Origin of the sequence: Rhizobium rhododendri (assembly GCF_007000325.2) — a bacterium.
Taxonomy (GTDB): domain Bacteria; phylum Pseudomonadota; class Alphaproteobacteria; order Rhizobiales; family Rhizobiaceae; genus Rhizobium; species Rhizobium rhododendri.
Map to the genome: position 1 here is coordinate 1,084,338 of NZ_CP117268.1, position 15,816 is coordinate 1,100,153.

Annotated in this window: 13 protein-coding genes and 1 pseudogene; 9 read left to right on the forward strand and 5 right to left on the reverse strand. The window is 54.7% G+C overall.

Annotated elements, in window-relative coordinates:
• Window positions 1-596: 596 nt before the first annotated feature.
• On the forward strand, window positions 597-914 hold the full coding sequence (locus PR018_RS22750; protein WP_142831051.1) for a hypothetical protein: 318 nt from the start codon (window positions 597-599) through the stop codon (window positions 912-914).
• Between the two features lie 195 nt (window positions 915-1,109).
• Here PR018_RS22750 and PR018_RS22755 read toward each other — a convergent pair whose 3' ends face one another.
• The 4 genes from PR018_RS22755 to PR018_RS22770 all read right to left on the reverse strand — a co-directional run bounded on the left by PR018_RS22755 (window position 1,110) and on the right by PR018_RS22770 (window position 7,303).
• Window positions 1,110-3,917, reverse strand: coding sequence for a bifunctional diguanylate cyclase/phosphodiesterase (locus PR018_RS22755; protein ID WP_142831050.1), 2,808 nt, complete (start codon window positions 3,915-3,917; stop codon window positions 1,110-1,112).
• Between the two features lie 191 nt (window positions 3,918-4,108).
• Complete coding sequence (locus PR018_RS22760; protein WP_142831049.1) at window positions 4,109-4,801, reverse strand: FkbM family methyltransferase; 693 nt, start codon at window positions 4,799-4,801, stop codon at window positions 4,109-4,111.
• A 21-nt stretch (window positions 4,802-4,822) separates the two neighbouring features.
• Complete coding sequence (locus tag PR018_RS22765; RefSeq protein ID WP_142831048.1) at window positions 4,823-6,787, reverse strand: putative bifunctional diguanylate cyclase/phosphodiesterase; 1,965 nt, start codon at window positions 6,785-6,787, stop codon at window positions 4,823-4,825.
• 9 nt (window positions 6,788-6,796) lie between these two features.
• Window positions 6,797-7,303, reverse strand: coding sequence for a putative pterin-binding protein (locus PR018_RS22770; protein ID WP_142831047.1), 507 nt, complete (start codon window positions 7,301-7,303; stop codon window positions 6,797-6,799).
• 598 nt (window positions 7,304-7,901) lie between these two features.
• On the opposite strand from PR018_RS22770, the gene PR018_RS22775 reads away from it, so the two are divergent.
• Window positions 7,902-9,821, forward strand: coding sequence for a putative bifunctional diguanylate cyclase/phosphodiesterase (locus PR018_RS22775; RefSeq protein WP_142831046.1), 1,920 nt, complete (start codon window positions 7,902-7,904; stop codon window positions 9,819-9,821).
• An 18-nt stretch (window positions 9,822-9,839) separates the two neighbouring features.
• Here the strand turns inward: PR018_RS22775 and PR018_RS22780 are convergent, their stop codons facing one another.
• The gene (locus tag PR018_RS22780; RefSeq protein WP_142831045.1) at window positions 9,840-10,217 is read right to left on the reverse strand and encodes a DUF427 domain-containing protein; all 378 of its coding nucleotides are present in this window, start codon (window positions 10,215-10,217) and stop codon (window positions 9,840-9,842) included.
• A 401-nt stretch (window positions 10,218-10,618) separates the two neighbouring features.
• Here PR018_RS22780 and PR018_RS22785 point away from each other — a divergent pair, with 401 nt between their 5' ends.
• The 7 genes and pseudogenes from PR018_RS22785 to PR018_RS22815 all read left to right on the forward strand — a co-directional run bounded on the left by PR018_RS22785 (window position 10,619) and on the right by PR018_RS22815 (window position 15,798).
• Complete coding sequence (locus PR018_RS22785) at window positions 10,619-11,677, forward strand: 2-keto-3-deoxygluconate permease (RefSeq protein ID WP_142831044.1); 1,059 nt, start codon at window positions 10,619-10,621, stop codon at window positions 11,675-11,677.
• Window positions 11,678-11,787: 110 nt separating this feature from the next.
• Window positions 11,788-12,065: pseudogene (locus tag PR018_RS22790) on the forward strand (Mu transposase domain-containing protein); the annotation flags it as partial.
• A gap of 241 nt (window positions 12,066-12,306) precedes the next feature.
• Window positions 12,307-13,074, forward strand: a complete 768-nt coding sequence (locus PR018_RS22795) for a hypothetical protein (protein ID WP_244615401.1) — start codon at window positions 12,307-12,309, stop codon at window positions 13,072-13,074.
• A gap of 237 nt (window positions 13,075-13,311) precedes the next feature.
• Complete coding sequence (locus tag PR018_RS22800; RefSeq protein ID WP_142831042.1) at window positions 13,312-13,941, forward strand: recombinase family protein; 630 nt, start codon at window positions 13,312-13,314, stop codon at window positions 13,939-13,941.
• 330 nt (window positions 13,942-14,271) lie between these two features.
• Window positions 14,272-14,448 carry a hypothetical protein gene (locus PR018_RS22805; protein ID WP_162854776.1) on the forward strand — a complete coding sequence of 59 codons (177 nt, stop codon included), beginning with the start codon at window positions 14,272-14,274 and terminating at the stop codon, window positions 14,446-14,448.
• A 309-nt stretch (window positions 14,449-14,757) separates the two neighbouring features.
• On the forward strand, window positions 14,758-15,471 hold the full coding sequence (locus tag PR018_RS22810; protein WP_142831041.1) for an SOS response-associated peptidase: 714 nt from the start codon (window positions 14,758-14,760) through the stop codon (window positions 15,469-15,471).
• On the forward strand, window positions 15,472-15,798 hold the full coding sequence (locus PR018_RS22815) for a hypothetical protein (protein ID WP_142831040.1): 327 nt from the start codon (window positions 15,472-15,474) through the stop codon (window positions 15,796-15,798).
• Window positions 15,799-15,816 lie beyond the last annotated feature (18 nt).

Below are 15,816 nucleotides of genomic sequence, written 5' to 3' on the forward strand. Positions count from 1 at the left end.
GCCCACGCACGAGATTTGCTCACCCGTGTCAGGAAAAAGGGACGAGCCAGCTAGTTTTGTATCGGGTGGACCTGAAGCCCGATTATGACGCATAGCGGCCGAAATGCTGGAATTCTCCCAACACCCGCCATATCGCAAGTCTCGTCGCACAATTCGCGCGGGCAACCTTGGAATCTCACCACCGACCACCGCTCGTCGCGCGAGACTGCCTTCTTGCGCAGACGGCCGCACTACTTAGAGGCTGCCTCAAAAAGAGGTGGGTGATTTTAACAGGTGCTAGCGGTGCTCAGCTAGCTCGTGCCAGGGGCGTCTACTTTGATACATGCTTTGACCACACCCTTGACCAAATGCTGCGGGTTGCCGTCAGAGGCGGCCCCGGCTATCATTGCATGGTTGCCGGCGCTCATGCCTCCAGTAAAACCCTCTGGGCCGCCAGTTAGTCTAGGCGCCTTATAGAGGATATACAACCATTTCTGGTCGCGAGGACAGGCGATTGCAAAGTAGTGGACGCTTATCTTCTCCTCTTGGTCTAAGTGCCATATCCGTTCTATAGATACAAGCATTGAGAGTACTTCGCGCCCGAAAGGATATTTGCCATGCCTGAACCTATGGTTGTGTGGGCATTTCCAATTAGCCCCTCGAATACTACGCTCCTCGCGTACTGCGACACGCTGGACAAGGCGTTTCAAGAGGCAGGTCAACATCGGCGCGATTTGTGCGAAAGTGGCTCTTTAGAAGAGCCTTGGCCGGAGACATCAATTTTCAAATTGACGCTTGAACCGCTCGATCGTCATTTGGTTTTGAACTTGCTCAATGAGCGCGAACCCGACTGGAGCGCCACGATTGCACTGCAGGAAACGGTCGGAATTGTCACAGACGAAGGCGCGCGCCTTTTCGGTGAGGCGGAACACTAAGCTGGGGGACCGGAAGCTAGTCTGACAATGGGCCCGCCGAACGCGCTGGTTGGAGCTGGTGTTTTGCGTCAATCGATGTCAGTAACCCGTCCTCGCGAGGCAGGATGGGGGTCATTATCCCCAAAGTTCTTTCAGGACTGCGCGTTGTGACGCTTCATGAGGCGCAAAGGAATGCAGCCTCGATCATCTCGTAACCTAGGCCGCCATTTCGGGCGTTATTGTCTGATCGGCGTCCGCGTCCTCGTGCATTGGCTTTGGTCGGCCAAGGAAGTAGCCCTGTGCTTCGTTGCATCCCTCCGACAAAAGAATGTCGAGCTGGACTCGCGTCTCCACGCCTTCCGCAAGGACAGGTACTTCGAGGCTCTGACCTAGGGCAAGAATGGCGCGAACAATTGCCTTGGCCTGCGGACTTGTCTCCACTTGGTCCATAAAGCTGCGATCAAGCTTGATCTTATCGAAAGGAAAGGCCCGAAGGGTTTCAAGCGACGAATAGCCTGTGCCGAAATCGTCGATGGCGATTGAGACACCGAGTTGCTTGATTTGTCGAAGCGCGTGTAGCGCGCGATCCTTGTCCGTTATAATCGATGTTTCGGTGATCTCAAGTTCGAGGCGTGCCGGGTTCAGACCCGTGTCGAGCAAAACAGTATGAACCAGTGCGGCGATATCGGTGTTCATCAGTTGCACCGGCGAGAGGTTGACAGCAATCTTGTGCGGCTGCTGCCAACGAGCCGCTTCACGGCAAGCTTCGCGCAGCACCCATTCGCCGATCGGAAGGATTGCACCGCACTCCTCAGCCAGAACAATGAAGTCCATCGGCGGCACGTTCCCTCGGTCCGGATGGTTCCAGCGCAACAGGGCCTCGTAACCAGTAACGGCGCCTGTCATAACCGATTTCTGCACTTGATAATGCAGGTGGAACTGTTTCTTCTCAACGGCCGCCCATAGATCATTTGCCAGTGCGCGGCGGCCGCGCGCCGCCTCATCCATTGCCGTTTCGTAGAAGCAGACCGACTGCCTCAAAGCGCCTTTCGCCCTGTACATCGCCAGATCGGCATTACCAAGCAACAACTCAGCGCTGTCAGCATCCTGTGGATAAAGCGCGATCCCCATGCTCGCACCGGGCTTGATCTCAAAACCTTCGACGTGGATCTCGGCGCACAGGCAGGCTTCCAGCCGAGCGAGAAAGTCATGCAGTTCGACCATCTCAGTAAAGCGCTTGACCGCTGCAAATTCGTCGCCTCCGAAACGAGCAACAAATTCGTCGTCGTCGAGCATTGCAGTCATGCGGTCGGCAAGCACGCTCAGAACCTGATCGCCTGTCGCATGTCCATGCTGGTCATTGATTTCCTTGAACTTGTCGAGATCGATAACGATGACCGCAAGCTGGGCCGCGGTTCGACGGGCAAGAACAAGCTCCTGCGCGAGAGATGCGTTGAATTCTGCACGATTGGCCAGACCGGTCAGGCCGTCATGGCTGGCCATGAAAGAGATCTTTTCTTCGGACAATAGCCGCGCAGTGATGTCCTCGAATGTGACGACCCAAGCGCCGCTCTCCATAGTATTGTAATTTGCCTGCACCGAGGTGCCGCTCGAAAGTCTATGGATTATGGCGCCGTGCTCGCCACCCCGTACGACGGCCATATTTCGGTCGTAATGGTGCGACGCTTTCGGACCGTAGACGTCAGGCGAAGCATCGGTCAGGGAATAGCCACGCTCGACGATGTCGCGATAGCGAAGGCCCGGGACGATAAAACCGGGAGGGAAGCCGAATATCTCGCTATAGCGCTCATTGGCCAGTACCAGGCACTCATTCGCATCGAATAGGCAAATTCCCTGGGACATATTTTGCAGGGCGACATCAAGGTTTCTCATAACCGCGGCAAGGCGATCTGCGTCGGCCTTGTGAATAGTCTTGTCCCTGATAATCTTGGCATAACCAGCCAGTTCGCCATTGTCCGCAAAAATTGGATTGATGACAACATGTGCCCAGAAACACGTGCCGTCCTTGCGATAGTACCAATACTCTCCCTCGAATTTGTCTCTGGTTCTTGCGATGTCCAGCGCGGTCGCCGGGATCCCGTTGTGCCGATCCTTCTGTGAATAGAAAATTGCAAAATGCTTACCGACGATCTCCGCGGCGGTATATCCGCTGGCGCGTTCGGCGCCAGCGTTCCAGCTGCTGACATGACCCTGAAGACCGAGCATGTAGATAGCGTAATCGGTAACGCCCTCAATCAGCATCTTGAAGTTTGCGTTGCTCGCAGATGCGGCGTTCTCCGCACGAACAGCAAAAAGAGCTGCTGCAAGGCCGGATGCCAAAAGTGAAAGTGAGACACTGGCGATCGTCACAATCATCACGATTGGCGACAGAAGATTGAAACGATCCAGCTGTACTGCGGCCGGGACGATATTGACCCCACCCATTGCAGTGAAATGCAGGCTAACGACGCCAAGCGTCAGCATGCTTGCCGAGAGCAGCTTGCTTCTAAGGCTATTTCCGCATTGGTAGGCGACGGAGAAGCCGGCCATCGAAAATAGGCATCCTAAGAGCAGCGAGGCGGCGATGAGGTCACGGTCCCACGTGATCTTGCCGGGGAATTCAATCGCCGACATCCCGAGGAAGTGCATTGCGCCGACACCGAGCGCAAAAAGGCTGCCTCCAGCCAGAAAACCGGCACGACTGCGCAAGTAGGTTGCTGTGGCGACGCTGGCTCCAGTCGTCGCAACGGCAATTAGCAGGGATAGGAAAGTGCGGTAGGCCTCGTAGCCGACGACGACGCCGGGATCATAGGCGAGCATGGCAATAAAATGCGTCGACCAGATGCCAAAACCACCGGCGACGCCAGCAGTCGCCAACCAGATTCCTCGGGCAATACCGCCGGTTTTCTGCGCTCTCTGGAGCAACATCATCGCGACATAGCTCGACAGGAAGCACAAAATCCCAGCCAACACTACCAGACGAAGATCGTGTTCACCCGAAAGACACGTCAATACCCTGAACATTCACAACACCCCCGAAACATACCAATCACATATGTGGGATATCGAATGTACGAAATGCTAATGGCGGGAGATACAACCGGACAATATCATCTGCTTCCAACGGCGTAGTTAATACAAGCGTAAAGTCCATGGTTTGGCTACAGCGAAGGCCGGCCTATGTGGCTTGGCCATCTTGCTTTTGTTCACTGATTTCAAATCTCAGGGTCATACTGGCGTGGACTATCGTCTGTTGAAAACAGAACGCAATGACCCTGCGAACCCCTTGGATCATAGGCATAGCCCTTGAGCGCCAACGCATGCGTAATGTCGCGGATACCGGACAACCCGTATAGATGGTCATGAAGTTCCAAGAAGATGCGTTCGATCCCTGGCAGCTCGGCGTTCTGTAGGAGATCCCGTTCTGCTCCTTCTATGTCCATAACGAGGGCGTTGATACGATTGCGCATGATGAATGTGTCAATGTTGGCAGATGTAAGCTCTATTTCGTGCTCGTAGGCCCCTTGGTTTTCATCCATAGATGACATCCAAAGGTCCTTGCGTACGTAAAACCTGCAGGTTTTTGGTTCTCCGTTTGTGAGAAGCCCCTGCGAAAAGATGACATTGTCGAGACCATTAGCCCTTATGACTCGTTGTGCCAGCAGTGCAGTGGTTGGGTTGGCTTCAAACGCCCACACCGATACCCCTTCGATTTTCGCGATGATCGACGTGATGATGCCAATGCCTGACCCAAGTTCAAGTACCCGGTCTCCCGGTTTAACAGCCCTGAAAACCGCCCGTGCTTCTTTTGCTTCATAACTGCCGCTGGTAAGCGCCAACCATATGACAGGAGAAACCTCGCAGGGTGCCAGCGGCACGTCAATTCCATGTATGGTCAATAGCTCCATGCCGGCACACTCCCAATTCCACTATAAAGCCTTGCCTACCAATCTTTGCCCTTCTACGTGATCGGCGTGCAGGTACGCAAGTTCCGAAGCAGGCATGGGCCGTCCAGTCAGGTAGCCTTGGGCCTGTTCACATCCAAGCCGCCTCAGCAACTCGAATTGTTCCTCCGTTTCAATGCCTTCCACGATTGTGGTCATGCTCAGGCTGCGGCCTACCCCTATCGCTAGTTCAACGATCGTCAAAGCACTCGGCGATGTCGTAACGTCGCGGACGAAAGATCGATCGATTTTCATCTTGTCGAAGGGAAAGCTGCTGAGGCTACCAAGCGACGAATAACCGGTACCGAAATCGTCCATTGCGATGTGGATCCCGAGCGCCTTTATTTGCCGTAGCGTTTCAAGCGTCTGTTCATTTTTGTCAAGCATCACAGATTCTGTGATTTCCAATTCCAGCCGGTCGGGGGAAAGCCCAGTCTGGTCGAGGGTGGCCGCAAGCTTTTGGATGAGGTTCACCCCACGAAACTGAACTGGAGAAAGGTTGACGGAAATCTTGGAGAGGCGTCCCCACGCCGCAGCTTCAACACACGCTGTCTTGAGAACCCACGCCCCCAGTTCGTGGATTAATCCGATCCTCTCAGCGACCGGAATGAATAGCGTGGGCGAGACGAAGCCGCGTGTCGGGTGTTTCCATCGCAGCAGCGCCTCATAGCCGCAAATGTCGCGGGTCGCCATTATGACCTGGGGCTGATAGTAGACCTCCATCTCGCCCTGTTCCAGAGCCCGTGACAAGTCGATCTCAAAGGATTTCGTCTCCTGCAAGCGTACTTGCATCTGAGGATCGAATAGGCATGCATGCCCCGCTCCGAGCGCCTTGGCTTCATAGAGGGCAAGATCTGCTTGCTTCAACAGTTCCTCTGTCGTCGACACATCATCCGAAAAAGCAATACCGACACATGTATTGATTTTGATTCGCAGTTGATCGATCTGATACGGTTCGGCGATCTTTGTGATTATGCTATTGGCGAGATCAAATGCCTTTTCCCGGGTCAAGCCTGTGGACAATACGGCAAACTCATCCCCACCCAGACGGCAAGCTGTATCGCCGCCATGGCTCAAACGGTTCAACCTCGCCGCGACAGCCTGGAGGAGCACGTCACCCATATCGTGCCCGAGCGTATCGTTGACATCCTTGAACCCATCGAGATCAAGAAGAAGAATAGAAGATACTTCGTTATGCGCTGTTGCCCGCCGTAGCTCCAGGTCTTGTCTGAGCAGGACGCGATTGGGAAGACCGGTGAGTGCATCGTGATGAGCATCGTGTTCAAGACGAAGGTTCTGATTTTGCAGTTCTTCCGTTGCCTGGCGAAGATCGGTTGCCAATCGCTCCGTGCGGGTGTGGGCGCGACCGAGCAGCCGGTTTTGACGAAGCAGAAAGATCACCAGCACGACGCCACATAGAATAAGTCCTGACGCAAGTCCGATATGAATGAAATAAAGATGACGCATTTGTGCCTGCGCGTCGTTAAGAAGGGTTGCGCCATACTCGGTTGCCGCAACGCCAAGGCCCATCAAAGGCGAATCGAGCCTGCCCATCGACTGAAGAGCAGCTTGCACACCTGCCCTGTCCAGATGCTCCAACCGTTCATCCAAGCTCAGAAGCGTTGCTCTGAACGCCTCGAACACGGCTCTGTTGTGTCGGTCGCCTTCAATGAGAACGCGTAGACTGCCCTGCTGGAGAAGCTGAATACGACCAATCGCAATCTCGAGGCGGAGGCGGGCGTCTGCTCTATTTGCATCTGTCATATCTAAAGCATAAGCAGCCAGACTGCGTTCGAGCCTCAAATACTCGACAGACGCTTGGTTGACGGTCCAAGAATCGTTGTACCGGGTAAATTTTTGCAAACCTGTTTGCTGCGCAGCGATAATGGTGGCGATGTAGCACGTTGCTACTATCAGGCCGCAGATGACGGCTCCCAGGATCCATCTCACGCTTAATCTCTATTCGACTCTTAGCTTGGCGACCTGCCAGGCCGACCGTGTGTAATAAAGCTGGTTTTGCAGCTGAGAATCACTGTCGTAGGGATACACGATAAACAATGGCCCCTTGTCTCGAATCGCCATGTATTTTCCATCTCGTTTCAGGGCGAGAATGACATGATATTTTTTAAAGTCTTCGAGCGGAATTACGCAGCTATAGTCATTAAGTGCGATTGCAGTTACAGTCGATCCTTTGGCGCCGACAAGGGTCATCAGCTTTTGGAGTGACACTCCTTCGAAGCGAACTTTGCCATCATACCACGGCGTTGACGTTTCGACAGTTTCTAGGCCCAGCGTTTCAAGCATATCGCGGTCGAATTGAGCATCCAGCCCTGCATTTGTGTTTTCGATGTTTCCGGAGATGGTCAGGATCGTCTCGTTCTTTGCCTCTGGAAGGGATCCTGCGTTTGCACTGGAAAACCAGATGAACGTTAAAGTCACACAGGCTATGACACGGGCGAGGTTCATTATTCTTCTCCAGACGCAACAATTTGACAAATACAAGACATTGCCTAATTTTCGGTGACGATAAGAACGCCTTTTCAGCGTTTGTACCCGACGGCGAGCAACTATTTTTGGTATCAGATGAACGCCGTTGTCCTTGGCCGCTTTTTCGGCCAAACGAGGTTGTCTAAAAACACGGAGGCGCCTTTAATTCTGTGTCAGATAGATCGGAGTTTTGGATATAGAGCCCGCTCTTCCGCTCCAATAGGAAGGTCACAGCGTAGAGATGCGGAAGACACCTGCAAAATTGGCGATGGCAGCGGCTTTCCATGTTTGATGTTCAAGAGCTTTTAGCGCTTAAATGCACAGAATTCCTTGACCTAGCGTGCGCATCGAACGGCATTTCGTACTGTTGCACGATATAGGCCGGGACGACAAACGCGGTGGAATCGCTGAGCTTGGTATGTGCCACCTGCAACTTTGTTCGCTCATTGCAGCCACATACACACAAGCTGCATACCGCATGAATTGCTCTCCAAACCTGTTATTCTTGTAATTATCATCAGTATATTAGGAATGATTTTACGCGAAGCTGCCATCTTCATCTAAAAATGAGGATGCCATGCTTAGCTATATGCGATTATTTCGTTGGCTCACCTTGCGCGAACAGCAGCCCGAGCTAGCGATCGCCCAATGCCGCGAGCTCCAGGGCCAAATTCCTCTGCTTTATGCTCTGCTAAGCTTGAACGCAGTTGCGGTCGCCTACACTCATCTTGACGTTGCCCCTGCCTGGATGACGTTATGGATTCCGCTGGTTCTGGTATCCGCCAGCATTCTGCGCCTTCTTGCTTGGCTGAAAAAGCCTGATGCGCCTATAAATGGGGACGAAGCAATCCAGACGCTCAGAAGGACCACAGTCCTTGGCGGTGTGATGGCCTCGGTCTACATCTCCTGGTCTTTGGGATTGGGCAGCTACGGGGGTGACCACCAACAGGCACACGTTGCGATCTTTATCGCAATTACTGTCATTGGATGTATCTTTTGCCTGATCCACCTTCCCCAGGCAGCTCTGGCCGTGACTGCCATCGTGACTATTCCCTATCTCATTTATTATTTTTCGCTTGGCGATGCGGTGTACATCGCCATCGCCCTGAATATCCTGCTTGTGACCATCGTGATGATCCGCGTCCTACTTAACAGTCATCGCGGCTTCGTTCGACTGGTCCGCTCGGAGGCCGAGACGCAACGGTTAAACCGTGAGGTGACGGTTCTCGCGCATACGGATCCCCTTACTCGACTTCCAAACCGTCGGCTGTTCTTCTCGGAGTTGTCGGGCCGTATCGGACTGGATGGTAACAGGGGCGGCAGGATCTGCGTGGGAATTATTGATCTTGACCGCTTCAAAGCGGTCAACGACACCTATGGCCACATCGTCGGAGACCAGTTGCTCGAAGCCGCCGGAGAGCGACTTCGGGTGGCTTTCGGATCTGAAGCAATGGTGGCACGTCTTGGAGGCGATGAATTCGCTTTCTTTCTGGGAATGGACGGAGAAGCGGCGACGGTATTTGCGAACCGGATGTGCGCAGCTCTTTTGGTGCCTTTCAAGCTTGGCGATATCGTCATCTCTATCGGAGCATCTTGTGGTCTTTCTACGTCGACGTCCGAGGTCGTCAGCGCCATGACACTCTACGACCAAGCTGATTATGCCCTCTACAGAGCGAAGAGCGAGCAACGCGGTTTTGCCGTGCTCTATTCAAGCGAGCACGAGCGGCTCATTCGGTCGGACCGCGCCGTGGAAGCGGCACTGCAGGCCGCCGATCTCGAGACCGAAATGGAGCTCGACCTTCAGCCAATCGTCAGTGGGCCGAATTTCGAGATGAGGGCAGTGGAGGCGCTGGCCAGATGGACCAGTCCGACTCTTGGCCCTGTCCGCCCTGATATCTTTATTCCACTTGCCGAGCGGGCAGGCATCATCCACCGGCTGACCTTGACGCTCCTGCGCAAGGCGCTCGCGCATCTCACACGGCTTCCCGCCGGAATAAAGTTATCGTTCAACCTGTCTGCCCATGACCTCACGTCCTCAGAGACCGTGCTTGGCATCATTGCAATGATCCTCGAATCCGGCACTGAGCCCTCCCGCATCATCATGGAACTGACGGAAACCGCCGTCATGCGTGACTTCGATGCTGCAGAGCAATCAATCCGCCTTCTTCGCGGCCTCGGCATCAAAATCGCGCTCGACGACTTCGGTACGGGTCAATCCAGCCTGAGCTATCTTCACAGGCTGCCGATCGATAAGGTGAAGATCGACCGAAGCTTCGTGATTGGGACAGCGAGCGAGTCGGGATGCGAAATACTGGCGGCGGTCGTTGCGCTATGCCGATCGATGAAGATGCAATGTATCGCGGAAGGTGTCGAAGACACTCGCCAGCTTGACATCCTGCGCGGCATCGGGTGCGATACATTTCAAGGCTATTTATTCGCCAGGCCGATGGCGATCGATAGCCTCATGGAATGGATGACGTTGCGCGTCGCAGCGTAAATTTTCCCTGCTTTGGTCTCAGCTAGACAGGCTTTTGGATGCGAGCTGTGTCGCTTCCCCTACCCTACTCCTGAGCAATAGGGACGATCTTGGTCGTGACGAAAAGTGAATCAGGCTCCGATCTTCCCACTTTTCCAAAAGTCCACGCGGTTTGATCTCCTTCCCGGCCGGTTTTGGTTCCGCATAGAACCGGGCCGCGTCTACATTTTTCTGACCGTCGACCTCTAACGTATAGTAGCTTACTTTGGCCTTTCCAAAGCACAGCTCGACTTGGTGTCGGGGGGCCCCAAGGCCGAAAAAGAAGATCTCTGAAGAGGCACCCGTCGTGGGAGAGCCGGTATAGAGGCTCGCCGCGCTACCGTAGATCGATGAAGGGTTCACCGAAATTGGAAGCATTCGCCGAGGACCGCAGGTTCAGCTTTTCTTGCGCGATCGGCGCTTCCACTTTGCGGCCAGAGCCTCGACGTTTTTTCTCGTTCATCGTGGCCAAAATTACCAATACGCCACACTTGAACTTGACGAGGGCAAAGTGACGACAATCGCGAGCGCTCAAAGACTTGGGACAGATGCGTTATAATGCTGAATCCGAAAGAAAAAATTCTGCAACCGCCGAACCTCAGATCGAATTTGATGCAATGATGGTCTTCGCACCCTGGTTGGATCTCACTGACTGGTAGAGGCGCTTCAAAAAGTAGTGTACTACCGAATTGACTCGGATCGCGCGGGAGGAGACTGCGCGAAAGGTCGCGCTACTAAAATCGGGCCGGGGCGAGCAGCGCCTGCTGGGAGGAGATGAAATGAAGATCAAAGACGCGGTTGACCGCATACCCGGCGGTCTGATGCTCGTACCCCTGCTGCTGGGCGCGGTATGCAAAACCTTTGCGCCCGAGGCAGCCGGCTATTTCAAGGGCTTTACGCAAGGCATCATGACCGGTGTCATCCCGATTCTGGCGGTCTGGTTCTTCTGCATGGGGGCATCGATCAAATTAAGCTCGACCGGAACGGTCTTGCGCAAGTCGGGCACGATTGTGCTGACCAAATTCGTTGCCGCGGCGATCGTCACCTTCATCGCATCCCTGATTCTTCCCCCCGAGGGTGTTCAGAGCGGCATATTTGCGGGACTGTCCGTGCTTGCCATTGTTTGCGCCATGGATATGACCAATGGCGGTCTTTATGCCTCGTTGATGCAGACCTACGGTACCAAGGAAGAAGCAGGAGCCTTCGTCTTGACGTCCATCGAATCCGGACCGCTCATGAGCATGATCATTCTCGGTGCATCCGGCGTCGCACACTTTGAGCCGCAGATATTTATCGGTGCCATCTTGCCGTTTGTCGTCGGTTTCGCTTTGGGCAATCTGGATGCAAAGCTCAGGGTGCTGTTTGCGCCGGGCAGCGTCTTGATGATTCCGTTTTTTGCGTTTGCTCTGGGCAACACCATTGATTTGCACACCCTGCTGTCGCCACTAGCCGGCCTCGGTATCGCTCTCGCGCTCGCCGTCATTGTCCTAACCGGGATCCCGCTTATCCTCGCAGATAAATATTTAGGGGGTGGAAACGGCACCGCCGGCCTTGCTGCCTCTTCCACTGCCGGTGCTGCCGCAGCCAACCCGATCGCAATCGTCGCCGTCGCGCCGCAATTTGCGCCGGCTGCGCCAAGCGCGACTGCACTTGTTGCGATCTGCATTATCGTGACGTCCATCGTCGTGCCAATTCTAACCGGCTTCTGGTTTAAGAAGTTCGGCAACAATGCGGAAGCTGCAAACCGCGGCGTCGACGAAGTTGCAGCCAAACACCTTGACTCGCGGATTGATCCGGTCGGTAACCGAGACCAGCCTTGCGTCTTGCCGGCAGACTAAAGCATAAGCGTCAGATGTCGGCGTTTCATTTGTCTGTATGTCATTATAGACGGAAACTTGCTCGCGTAGTGTACTTGGACGCACCGATGATGCCCGGGACCACTCCTTGGCGGCTAAGACGCCAGTCCTTTGAAGAGTTTGACTATCCCGTCCTGCGACCGCTCCGGTCGAACGATATGTCTTCGCTGAGTGGTAGATACGCCGGGCTGGCCTCGATTAACATGTCGATATCGACAAGCACTTTTACTTCGTGCCCTACCGTTTTGCCCGTGAGCAGGTTGGAGCATGGATCACTGCCTACAGACTCGAGATATTCTAAAAGGGCGAACGGATGGCAGTCCAAAGGCGCTCGAGTGGTAACGGCCAGCACACGACGACACCGGTGCACAGGCGCCATTGACCTCCCCAACGACGTGCCGTCTTCGAGGTTTGAGGCTGACATCTGCGAAGAGAGGGGTGACATTCTCCTAAGCTAGGACTACCTACCCGTATGAATAGATAGGTCGATATTTGCAAGGCAGAGGCAATTGGTTACGTCATTGGAAAAAAGTCATGGTGCCATTTTTCAGTTCAGAGCACGCAGGATAGTTAGGAAGGCGCTCCGCTTGCCGAATTATGGAGCTGGGAGCTTGTCGAGATTCAGTGACGCCGTGGACGGCGACCTACCCGACCCTGCGATGGGCAAGGACGTGATCCTTGCAGCCTGCGACGGCAATTACTTCAATTTATTCGCAGTCGATTTAATTGGATCAATGGAAAAGTTGGGCGTACGCCAGGCTCTTCATATCCATCTCCTCGAGCCCCCTAAAAGCGTCATTGCGGCTGCGGAAAAGCTGCGGGCAAGCCTCAAATGGGTCAGACTGACTGTGACGATAGACCGTTGCGAACTGGCTGCAGGCCTGCAACATCGCCAAGTCTACTACACAGCGGCTCGGTTTTTGGTTGCTCCCTTAATTCTTGATAGAGGAATTGAGAGGCTTCTGGTGATAGACGTTGATGCGGTGATGAACAAGTCTCCATGGGATATGTTCACCTCTTCCTCGAGACTATGCGACGGTGGCTTTATTTTCCGCCCTCAGAAGAAGAGACCTTGGTACCGAGTGCTGGCATCTGCCGTTTTCTACAGCGCGGACGCTGGCTCTCGCCGCCTGGCTTCGGCCATCGCTCGCAGCCTCACGTCCACTCTGCTTCTGAAGCCTTCGTATCATATCGATCAGCTCATTCCCTATTACGCCTGCTCGTTTGCGCCTGACTATAACGAGGCGTTCAAAGTCTTTGATATGCCCCCTGAAGTTATGGGCTACAACTACGAGGCCGAGGCATCTTTCTGGACGGTCAAAGGCAAGTCTGACATCGAGAAGTTTATTTCAGAGAAGAAAGTGCTGCTAGACACCTAAGAGTGGCTTTTCATGCTTTCCGGACATCGATAACAGTGTCTGGATCTGGCGCTGTCCTTGCGTGTAAAGTCCATGTCTACCTGTTGCTCATAATCTGGCTTCATCGAGCACGAGGCCAGAGCTTTTAAAGCCTCAGGAATAGACATCATTCACGCTTGGACGGGCTGATCAGCACCTTTTACTTAGGCGAGAAAAGCTGTATTTCCAGTCGCGACACAGTTTCACGAGCGGCTTCCCATGGTCATTCACGCCTATCTGCAAGCAAGCACCACGGATGAGGATGCAAAGCGCGCCTGCAAACGTCTGACGGAATTTGCATCCCGAAAAAAATGGAAGATAGCATCCACATCCATCGAGAATGGAAGTGGGGTGTCACATCAGCGGCCCGAGCTCTTCCGACTTTTGTCAGGTTGCGAGCCGGGCGACATTCTTCTTATCGGCGAAATCGATAGTCTCACGCGCTTAAACATGGGGGTATGGGATCGTTTGCGTGCCGAGATTACCGCCCGTGACGTGCTGATCGTGTCTGTCGACCTGCCGACCTCTTGGAAGATGGTGTCGACAGAGCGGGACGAAATGCACGGACTGGTAGTCCACGCTATCAACAGCACTGTTCTGGATGCTCTGGCCACGACCGCGCGCACGAGGCATGAACATAGGCGGTTGCGGCAGCAACAGGGCATTGCGAATGCAAAGACTGCAGGACGATACCCTGGCAGGCCCGAAAACACTCGCAGGAACGAGGAAATCATGGCGATGCTTCGGGGTGGCAAGAGCTGGGAAAGCATCCGCTACAAGACCCACTGTTCGAGTTCGACGATCGCGCGCATGGCAAAACGCATCAAAGCCAAAGAACAGGCAGAATAGGCCGCAACTGCGGTCCCGGTCCGGTTGCTAGATCAGACGCTCAATCGTCACGTCGCCAGCCAGGCAGAGCATGGATGGCATCTCGCACAACTGCTCGAGACCATTCGAGGTGACCGCCGGCCTCCCCTGGAATGTTCGTCCGAAATACGTTCAACCGGCCAGGCGCTAGGGGGGCAAATCCACTGCCCATTGGGTGTTGTCAATGAGCGCGACAGCGCCTAGGTTGTGGTCGTGGCGTGCACGCCCGCTTGGCCTAACGCGGCGTGTGGACGCTACTTCAAGCGCCTGTCGATTTGCGGAGATCAGCGTGCCCAGTCAGGAGAGTTTGCCGTGGGTTGGAAAACGCCAGAAATCGAATATGTGAACGGCTATAAGATCGTTGAGGTCGCCGGACCGGCCTTCAAAATTTATGACGGCAACCGTCAAGTTGGTGACGATTTTCCCTATTCGGGAGAAGCTGCGCATTATGCGAACTCGCTACCGAAGCCTGACCAAACCCGTAAGTAGGAGTACGGATCCGCCTTCGGCCGAACGCTCTCGACGAGATGAGAACGGCGACCCAGCAGTTTCACTGTCTATGCGGGGCGGCTGTGATGAGCGGAATGACCGTCGGATTGGTCAATAGAAACCGTAGTGCCGAGAAAGATCTGGAAGCGAGCCGATTGAACCTCGCCGAACCAAAGCGGCTCAAGGACATTTAAGCTCAGCACGGGAGGGCCTATCTGCTGACGGCAAAACGAGAGGATCGCGCTTGTTCATCCTTGGTTGCCGAACATAACTCTTGGACTATCTTCAGGATGACACCGGGGTAGCATAATGTGCAATCTGTACAATCTGACGAGCAACCAGCAAGCCATCCGCGATTTTATCGATGTCACCCGATATCGCGAGGGCAATTTGCCTCCGTCCCTCAACGTCCACCCAGACCGTCCCGGCCCGATCATCCGTATCGATCCCGACGGCAAACGGGAGCTGGTCATGTCAGTCTGGGGCATGCCAACCCCGGACGTCCACCTTGGCGGCAAGCCGGACAAGGGGGTGACCAATGTTCGCAAGACATGGATCCCGCATTGGCAGCAGTGGCTTGGCGTTGAAAACCGTTGTCTTGTTCTCGCAACCGCGTTCAGCGAATATGAACAGGTGTCCGATCCAGAAACGGGCAGGAAGTGCTTGCGTTGGTTCGCCGTGAACGAGGCCCAGCCGGTGTTCGCCCTTGCAGGCATTCATACGCGATGGACCGGTGCCCGTGGTCCGATCAAAGCGCCGCGCGAAGGCGAGCACGACATCTTTGCGTTTCTGACGACCGACCCCAACGATATCGTCAAACCGATCCATCCCAAAGCCATGCCCGTGCTTTTGACGACACGAGAAGAATGCGAGATCTGGATGACGGCAGACTGGAAAGAGGCCAAGAAACTCCAGCGACCGCTTCCGGAAGAGAGAATGACGGTCCTGCCGCGATACACGGCAGTCGGCGGACTGGGCGGGCATCCCGGCCAAACCGCAGACCTGTTGCCGGCGCCCCTTTGAATGGCGAAAAACGAGCGCGCCTATCCAGACACGCCGGATGGTCGGTATTTCGTGGTGCGGGGCAGGCTCTGGCGCAAAAGCAATCCCTGTCTGGAGGAGACAAGGCGCGTCCAACTTGTGGGCGAGCTGATGGCGGCCCGTCGGGCCGTTCGGGATGCCAAAGGGGAAAAGGACGCAACGACTGCCGCGCGCAGTCTGGTCGATGAGGCCAAAATCGCCCTTGGAGAGCGAGGGCCCGTCTGGTGGGAGGATGGCGCGCCGGATTACAATCGCAAGCTCGCCAAGAACACACCCTATGCCGACTGGTGGGCCGCTTCCTGCAACTGAAGAGGTCGCTGCCGGTCG